At 42.7% G+C, this 8583-nt stretch carries 8 protein-coding genes; 6 read left to right on the top strand and 2 right to left on the bottom strand.

The window, feature by feature from the left end:
* The 4 genes from B3182_RS00275 to B3182_RS00260 form a co-directional block, all read left to right on the top strand.
* Positions 1-487 (top strand): TolC family protein (locus B3182_RS00275; RefSeq protein WP_292751076.1); only part of this gene is annotated, 487 nt, incomplete at its 5' end.
* Positions 488-787: 300 nt separating this feature from the next.
* On the top strand, positions 788-1417 hold the full coding sequence (locus B3182_RS00270) for a hypothetical protein (RefSeq protein WP_292356965.1): 630 nt from the start codon (positions 788-790) through the stop codon (positions 1415-1417).
* Positions 1418-1578: 161 nt separating this feature from the next.
* Positions 1579-2547, top strand: coding sequence for a sensor domain-containing diguanylate cyclase (locus B3182_RS00265; RefSeq protein WP_292356967.1), 969 nt, complete (start codon positions 1579-1581; stop codon positions 2545-2547).
* A gap of 324 nt (positions 2548-2871) precedes the next feature.
* Positions 2872-4965 carry an EAL domain-containing protein gene (locus tag B3182_RS00260; RefSeq protein ID WP_292356969.1) on the top strand — a complete coding sequence of 698 codons (2094 nt, stop codon included), beginning with the start codon at positions 2872-2874 and terminating at the stop codon, positions 4963-4965.
* 57 nt (positions 4966-5022) lie between these two features.
* On the opposite strand, the gene B3182_RS00255 is transcribed toward B3182_RS00260, so the two are convergent.
* Positions 5023-6015: a catalase family peroxidase gene (locus tag B3182_RS00255; RefSeq protein ID WP_292356971.1), complete on the bottom strand. Its 993-nt coding sequence runs from the start codon at positions 6013-6015 to the stop codon at positions 5023-5025.
* Positions 6016-6307: 292 nt separating this feature from the next.
* On the opposite strand from B3182_RS00255, the gene B3182_RS00250 reads away from it, so the two are divergent.
* Together B3182_RS00250 and B3182_RS00245 are read left to right on the top strand one after the other, a co-directional pair.
* Positions 6308-7051 carry a dienelactone hydrolase family protein gene (locus B3182_RS00250; protein ID WP_292356973.1) on the top strand — a complete coding sequence of 248 codons (744 nt, stop codon included), beginning with the start codon at positions 6308-6310 and terminating at the stop codon, positions 7049-7051.
* Positions 7052-7192: 141 nt separating this feature from the next.
* The gene (locus tag B3182_RS00245; protein WP_292356975.1) at positions 7193-7528 is read left to right on the top strand and encodes a hypothetical protein; all 336 of its coding nucleotides are present in this window, start codon (positions 7193-7195) and stop codon (positions 7526-7528) included.
* A gap of 83 nt (positions 7529-7611) precedes the next feature.
* Here B3182_RS00245 and B3182_RS00240 read toward each other — a convergent pair whose 3' ends face one another.
* On the bottom strand, positions 7612-8562 hold the full coding sequence (locus tag B3182_RS00240; RefSeq protein WP_292356977.1) for a hypothetical protein: 951 nt from the start codon (positions 8560-8562) through the stop codon (positions 7612-7614).
* Between the last annotated feature and the right edge of the window lie 21 nt (positions 8563-8583).

Genomic DNA, 8583 nt, shown 5'->3' with positions numbered 1-8583 from the left:
GGCTACCGCCGATTTATATCCGAATGTATCGATAAGCGGTTTTTTGGGCTTTTTATCTGGCCCCGGTTTAACACTGGGTAGCGATACCAAAAGCTGGTCGGTTGCACCCAGTTTAAGTTGGCAGGCTGCGGATTTAGGATCCGTCAGGTCACGTATTCGTCAGGCTGAAGCCAGTTCGCAAATGGCACTCGCACAATTTGAGCAGGAGGTATTTGATGCCATCAATGAAATGCAACTGGCACTTAACAGCTACAACCTTAGCCGTGAGCAACAGTTAAGCACTGAGCTGCAGTGGCAGGCCAGTACCAAAGCGGTAGACATTTCCCGCGAGCGTTATAACGCCGGTAGTGGCGAATTTCTCGACCTGCTCGACTCTGAGCGAGAATTGCTACGCAGCCGCGATCAGTTGGCTCAACTGCAACAACAAAGCTTTCTCCGCTTAGTCGATATTTACCGGAGTTTTGGTGGTGGGATACAGCTGATTTAGTGCGGGTTGTTCCATTAAGTAGCCGCTTCAACGTCCAGCTGTTTAATAATGGAGATCTCTAAAGGTTGGGTTTCGCAGGCTTTATCCAACCAACCAATTTTGGTAGGTTGGGCTGAAGCACGAAGCCCAACAATTAATCTGTTTCACGTGTTGGGCATCATAAATTCAGCCCAATCTACGTTTAATTTTTCACAAGTAGTGTGACCAAAGCCAATAACGACGTATTTATTTTGTGTCTTACTGCTTTAACGGTATCCTCTGCGTCATTGAATCTATTTATAAGCAAGGATAACTTCATCAATGAACAAATTAATATGGCTGTTCGCCTTAATTCTATCTATTTCGTTATCTGGCTGTGGCTATGATGAATTTCAGGGCAGATTTGTGGGCCCGGAAGGTAATATCAGTTATCAGTTTAATACCGATGGAACGCTTGAGATTCATCAGGGAGAAGATGTCACTACTGCCGAGTATGAATATGACAGTGGCGAACAAATGATTAAACTGAAAGCCGAAGAAGATTTACCCACTGATACCCTGACCGTTAAAGATGAAGATCATTTGCAAAGCGGTGATATGACGCTGACTCGTGGTGTCGATTATGCGATGCTTGCCGACACTACCTGGATTGGACAGCAGGGCCAATATACCTTTGCTTTAACGTTCACCATGACTGACAAGGGCATGGAAACGATTTCTGAGCTAGTGACTTATCACGATGAGGATATGACTTATCTTTCCCAGACAGATGACAGCATTACCCGCCTTCGAGGCAATATGCTGTTACTTGATCTTACGCCTTATACAGTTTCAGAAGTTACACGTGATAGTTTCAAAATCACCATTGGTGAAAACAGTATGGTTCTGGAAAAACACCCAAAAGACACTGAAATCACGATTCGGGATGGTTACCAACCAGAAGATGAATAACCTTGATTACTGATGTGCATCCAAACTTTCTGGATAACGTTTTAATTTAATCTAATTATTTCTCAACTTGAGTTACGTTTGTGTGACCTTGTTGCTTGCTTTGAATGTCCATGGTCAATAAGGTTGCCATCTGCTAAGGCATGTTTGGAGATAACAAAATAATGATTTCACCGATGATTCCCGAAGATGAAAAACAAAGACTTGAAAAGCTTAGAGCGCTTAAAATTCTTGATTCGGCACCTGAAGAAAGATTTGATCGACTGACCCGCATGGCCAAGCGTATGTTTGGAGTAGATATCTCAGTGTTGAGCTTGATTGATGATGGGCGCCAATGGTTTAAATCCAAAGCTTCAGAAAATGAGCTTCCTGACGAGACACCGAGAGAAATTTCGTTTTGTGGTCATGCCATATTAGGTGATGACGTATTTGTTATAGAAGATGCTCTGGAGGATCATCGATTTAAAGATAATCCATTGGTTACAGCTAATCCCAACATTCGCTTTTATGCTGGCTATCCACTAAAGATAAATAATGGTAGCGCCCTTGGCACCCTTTGCATCATTGATGATGAACCAAGAGAATTTGATCCGGAAGATTTGCAGTTATTACGCGATCTCGGCGTAATGGCCGAACAGGAAATTGCTGCTTTGCAATTGGCGACACTGGATGATCTGACGTTAATCTCAAATCGCAGAGGCTTTACGGCGCTGGCTAAACACAGTTTGAATGTTTGCCGTCGCAAAGGACTTTCAGCTTCTATCCTGTTGTTTGATTTAAATAAATTTAAACCCATTAATGACCAGTTCGGCCACGCTGAGGGCGACAGAGCGTTAATCGTATTTGCGAATTTCTTGCGGAAAGTTTTCCGTGATTCTGATGTATTCGGCCGTCTTGGTGGTGATGAGTTTGCCGTGTTAATGATGGATGTTGATGCTGAAAATACGCAACGGGTTATTCAACGCTTTGATAACGAAGTAACGAATTATAATCAGGAAGCAGCTCGGGGTTATGATATTGAATACAGTGTGGGTTTTGTAAATAGTCTGGTTGAAAAAGATATTGATGTTAATGTTTTTTTAGCTGCTGCTGATAAAAAAATGTATGCCGAAAAAGGTAATAAGGTTCGTTAATAATTAGCTAAAATTTGAGCGACTAAATACAGTAAAAAGTATCCATCACTATTGCATTTAAAAATATAGATAATGTCAGGTTTAAAACGGAATAATTCTGCTTACACCTATAGATAATATTTGGCATAAGTTGTGCGTTACACGACTCATTCAATCCCCCCTTTAATGATTTTTTTCTGGTAGGCGTCACATAAAATTGATTGCCGATCTGATTATATTTAAATATGCTGGAATAATTAGAACATCAGGTTGATGTTAATGGTTCTCACTTTTTCAAATATACATTCAACAAAACCTGATGAATCTAAATAAAAGGAGCCGGGATTGAAAGCACGTTTGCTCTTATGGATGATAGCGACGAGAAACAGCTTTGTCGCACTTTTGCCGCTCACTTTTCTTCGCGTTATTGCCGAACTTATACTGAACTTTCCCTGGCTTTATTATCAGCAGTCAATGGATCATTGGCTTGGTGCAGATTGGCGTGAACCATTAAGACAAATCATCGATAATTCATTTACTTTGTTTGGTTTGTTACTGGCAGCTATCGTCTCTTCCCAACTTGTTTTTCGTATGCCAGGTTTAACCAAACACCGTGAAATTGCCCCTCCATTAATGGTGGCAATCAGTGCGGTAATTAACTTTCTGATCATCACCGTTTCACTACCCAATATTTCTCCAGTTGAGTTCAGTGCAGAAGTTATTCTTATAGGGATTGTTGTTGGGCTGCTTTCAGCCGAACTAATGCTCTGGGCCGCCAGAAAACCCTATCTTGATCTGCTGAACCTGCCTGTTGATACCGATACTACCTTTTATCAAGCGATGCGCTTAAGCCCGTCGATTATTCTTAGCGGAATGATCTTTTTTATAACGGCTCTGATACTGGCTTCAACACCTGATTTTCCCGACTTTACACAACTTATTATTGATTGGGCACATAACAATGAATATGGAACCTGGATTTTAGGTTCCTTTGTCACTTTAATGAACCAATTGTTCTGGTTTGTGGGTCTTCATGGCAGTATCTTCATATACGGTGCAGCGGATGGAGCGCTATTTTTAGCGAACTTGGATGCAGGATTCAATGCTTCATCTCTGGCGTTTAGAGTCCTGTTCAATAACTTTGTGCATTTGGGCGGATCTGGAGCAACGCTCGGCCTATTAATAGCAATTTTTATTGTTACGCGGCGTGGTGCACAGAATAAAATTGCGAAGATTTCTATAGTCCCTTCTCTGTTCAATATTAATGACATATTGATCTACGGATTACCGATTGTATTTAATCCGTTTTACCTGATTCCATTTGTGCTGATACCGGTTCTATTGATGTTGATATCACTGGCCGCTTTGCAGTTTGGATTGATCACTATTTACGATTCCGCAATTGTGGGTTGGACAACGCCCCCTTTATTATCAGGCTGGCTACTGACGGAATCCTGGCGTGGTGTTGCTCTGCAAGTTCTGTTAATCGCTATCAGCACCTTGAGCTACCTGCCCTTTGTGAAAAAAGCTGAAAAACACCGTCAGCAACAGTCTTTAGATGCTTTTACACAGGCATCAGACACGATAATCAAGGTGGGCAATACAAGACAAAAAATTATTACCCGCCAGGATAAGGTTGGCATGATTGCCCGGGATCTTGCTGTTGATATGCAAAATGCGATTAAACAGAATTCGCTGACACTGGTCTATCAACCCAAGCATGATCGTCAGGGGCAAATCGTTGGTGTTGAAGCCCTGCTTCGCTGGACGCATCCAAGATATGGTTTTATCTCTCCTATTGTGATCATCGCTGTCGCCGAAGATAGTGAATTGATTCATCATCTGGGCCGATGGGTAATCAAGCAGGCTTGTGCCTGCAAAGCTCGCTGGAATGCCGCAGGATATAAAGCATTAACTGTCGCGGTAAATATTTCTCCACTTCAGTTAACAGATAAGGATTTACCTTTTTATATTACGAAATATATTAAGGATTACGGTATATCGGCAGAAGAACTTGAATTGGAAATTACCGAATCTTCTGAAATTCCCGATACCAGCCTGACAGATTTGATTTTACAACAGCTGGTCGAAACCGGTGTGCATCTGGCAATGGATGATTTCGGCATGGGCTATTCATCATTGTTATATATGCGCCGCTTTCAAGTGAATGCAATAAAAATTGATGGTTCCATTACACGGGACGTTCTGGTCAATGACACTAATGCAGATATTGTCAGGACAATATGTTCACTGGGAAAAGCACAAAGAGTGCATGTGGTGGCAGAATACGTGGAAACCAAAGAACAACGCGAAGTGTTGTCTGAAATGGGCTGCGATATTTTTCAAGGCTATTATCACAGCCCACCAATAGCAGAATCGAATTGTTTAAACTATTTCCAATTGCACAATGGTTTAGTCCAGGGAAAACTTTTGATTTAACAATAAAATAAGGCTTGAGCGAACACCCCTTACTCAAGCCTTATTTATACCAACTAATTATGGATTTAGTCTTCTACCAAAACTAATTGCATAACTCACAGGGCGAGCTAAAAGAATAGGATCGTCTGTTGGGCTTATGCCTTCCGGGATAGCCAACGGGTTAAACATATTAGCTTTTGCATAACTTTCACCGTCCGTCATGATTTCAGTAAGCGTCAATGTTCCGAGCTGCACTATTTTTCTCTCTGTTGGCCACACAACTGTAGGATCAGTGATTACATCTCCCTCTTCAGCTATTTGCAGGGCAATTGTAAACTTAGCCGCGCCAGTATCATTTAATCTCTCTGGCAATTCATCCTGTAGATAATTGTTAGCAGCGTTTTTTCGTTCTTCATCTGAAAGGTACTCTGTGCCATTCACCGGAGTAATGAGGTAACGGCCATAAACGGTTTTACCTTGTTCATTTTCAAATTCAAATGCATTAATGCCATGGAATTTTTCAGTGGCATAACTCACTGGAGCGGGCTTAGGTAATTGCACAAAGGTTAGCGTTTCGGGATGTTGTTCCAGAAAAGCTTCTATTGGTGTCGGTTTAGCTTGTGAGTTTGCCGAATCTTTGATGGCTGTTAATAATCCAAGAAAATCTTCAGGTGTCTTGACTGGGAATCGTTCTACCGAAATCACCACCATATCGGTATATTCCTCTTCCGGTAACATAAACCTTATCGCCATGCCTTTAGGAAAACCATCCGGGCTTGAATCCGCGATATCGGGCACACCGCTGGCGTTTGAAAACCGAACCACCACATCTGTTTTAGGGGTATTAAAGTGAGGTGCATAGGTGATATCAGAGGCTTCTTTCGATGCTTCAAAATAACCAGAAGCCATGATCCCTTTCGCATGATTAGAACGTATTCCTGGATGAGGGCCACCGGCAAGCTCCGAGAGTGTATCAACCAGTCTTTCGGTGACTGGCAGTTCATCGGCACTCAGCGTATAAGACGACATAATGCCCAGTAGCAAACCGATATTAAGAATTATTTTTTTCATATGACTTTCCTTGTAGATAAATTAAGCAACAACTTTTATGACGTGTGGTACGGCGATATTCCAACAGTTAATTATTAAGGTTTTACGATGCTGACCACTTTTTTTAATCTCTATTTCAATTGCTTGACGTCATTCAATCAAACACAGACGAATATTAATCTACTTTAAAGTCGCTGAGCATCAGTATTTGGCAATATTATTGAGCGTAAGATTAGATTAATCAGGCCGCTGAAAATGATTAGTCGTTGTACAATAGTCCATTATTTTTCTATCCAACTTCAAGGGAGCTTTCATGAAGATTCAAAGCCATTTTGCCGATCTTGATACACCTACTGGTGTGATGCGTACCTATATTCATCGTCCTGTTGGTGAAGGCAGCTACCCTGTCATTTTGTTTTATTCCGAAATTTTTCAGCAAACCGGCCCGATTGAGCGTGCGGCCAGATTAATGGCCAGTCATGGTTATGCCGTATTAGTCCCCGAAGTATTCCATGAGCTAAATCCGATTGGTACGGTGCTGGGTTATGACGATGCCGGTCGCGATAAAGGCAATGCCGATAAAGAAAACAAAGATGTGCAGGGCTATGACACCGATAACGAAGCGTTAATCAAATTTGCCAAGCAACAATCCTGGTGCAATGGTCAATTTGGAGCGATGGGTTATTGCATTGGCGGTCATCTGGCTTTTCGTGCAGTACTGCAACCTGAAGTGAAAGGCACTGCTTGTTTTTATGCTACCGATTTACATATTCAGAAGATCCCGAATAAACCGGGTCAACACAGTATGGAACGTCTGGCAGATATCAAAGGCGAATTGCTGATGATCTGGGGCAAACAGGATAACCATGTTCCCTCAGAAGGCCGCACACTGATCTACAGCAAACTCAACGAAACAGACATTCCGTTTACCTGGCATGAATTCAATGCCGAACATGCGTTTATGCGTGATGAGGGTGATGGTGGCCGTTATGATGCCCAAACAGCACAGATTGGTTATCAACTGGCGTTGAATCTGTTTAGCAGAACGTTGCGTTAAACACGACGTTCCCACGCAGAGCATGGGGAACGAGGTTAATAAATTAAATGAATACATCTGGCTCCCATGCTCTACGTGGGAGCCAGTTTGAATCTGATTCCCTATCCTCTGTAGAAATCACATAACTGAGCTGTCCATCGAATGAATAATACAGCTAAATCGGTCTATACCCTGTTCAATTGGAATATTCTGATCCTGCCGACCGATGAGGAAATATTTGTTGGTTTGTGCAATCGACCGGAAACTGTTCCACCCTTTGCGCCACCCGATGCAGCAGATGATTTATTGCCTTTTATCCTGCAAAACAGTAGCGCCATATCAGAATTCAACGATAAAACCGGCGTCGGATTTGATAGTGATGGCAGTCGTTATGTATTGATTGGCAAAGCTTCCGATCCCACCGGTATGATTCGTTTTAGTGTCTGGCAGATGATGAAGCCGGATGAGATTCGCTGGAAGTACGAGTTTATTGATTAGACCATTTGCGTTACCACGCAGGTGTGTGGAAACGAGATCTTACCGTTTCTGGCTCCCATGGTCTTCCGTGGAAGCCCTATTCTCTAGGGCGGTAATGCGATATAAGTACCATCATTACGTTTGGTCAACTCTCGCATCAATATGCTGAATCTGTCAGTACTGTTAACGGATAAAAAGCCTACTCCGTGAATTTTGGCCAGTCGTCGCCCATTACTGAGTTGCTTGTTCTGTTTGGTTAACCGATCAATAACCGGATCATACGATGAGCCGGTGTAATCATCGCCAAATACATAGATTGAAGTAGTGATATTGGGTTTGGCATATTTTCTCAACGCCATTTCCACACCTTCCACCGGACTGCTGTTGGATACCACTGACCAATTCTCAAACATTTTGATGGCACTGTTTCGTGTAGAGGGCGTATCCGGCATCCAGCGACCATCGTAGCCGGAGATCATCGATGTCCCCATATCATTTAATATCTGGAAGCCTTTCACTTCAGGGTGAATATTCAGCACATTCACCACTTCTCTGGATACCCGTGACCAGATCTGTTTCATACTGCCAGACGTGTCGATAATGAACACCACATAATCGCTGTCAACCGGAATACCGCCTACTTCTGCGGAACGCTTATCAGCAGATTTCCTTGGCGTTGGCAAAGCCGCCTGCCTTAGGCGTGATTCCACCAGACTCAGTCCCGAAATACTTTCTTCCAGTGCGGCATTTTTTTGTTGCAGTGCTTTGAGCTGATTTTCCAAAGAAGATTCGGCCTGAGCAATAGCCTGTTTTTCACCCGATAAGGCTTCTAACGTCGAAAGCTCCTGTTCAATTTGCTGACTTACTTCAGCCACCGAGTTTTCCAGACCAATCAACGAGGCCAGTAAACTGCTGATATCATCGGCACCAGCAGTGGAAACATCGACATCGGTTTTAGAGATCAATATCAACATGACGACGGCCCCAAACCCACAGGAAATCACGTCCAGAAAAGACAGACTGAATATATCGATGCCTTTTCTACGATGTTTCATGGCCAGTTACTCGCCGGACTG

It is taken from the genome of Methylophaga sp. UBA4204 (genome assembly GCF_002379485.1).
Classification (GTDB): domain Bacteria; phylum Pseudomonadota; class Gammaproteobacteria; order Nitrosococcales; family Methylophagaceae; genus Methylophaga.
This window is presented reverse-complemented; position numbering and strand designations above follow the sequence as displayed.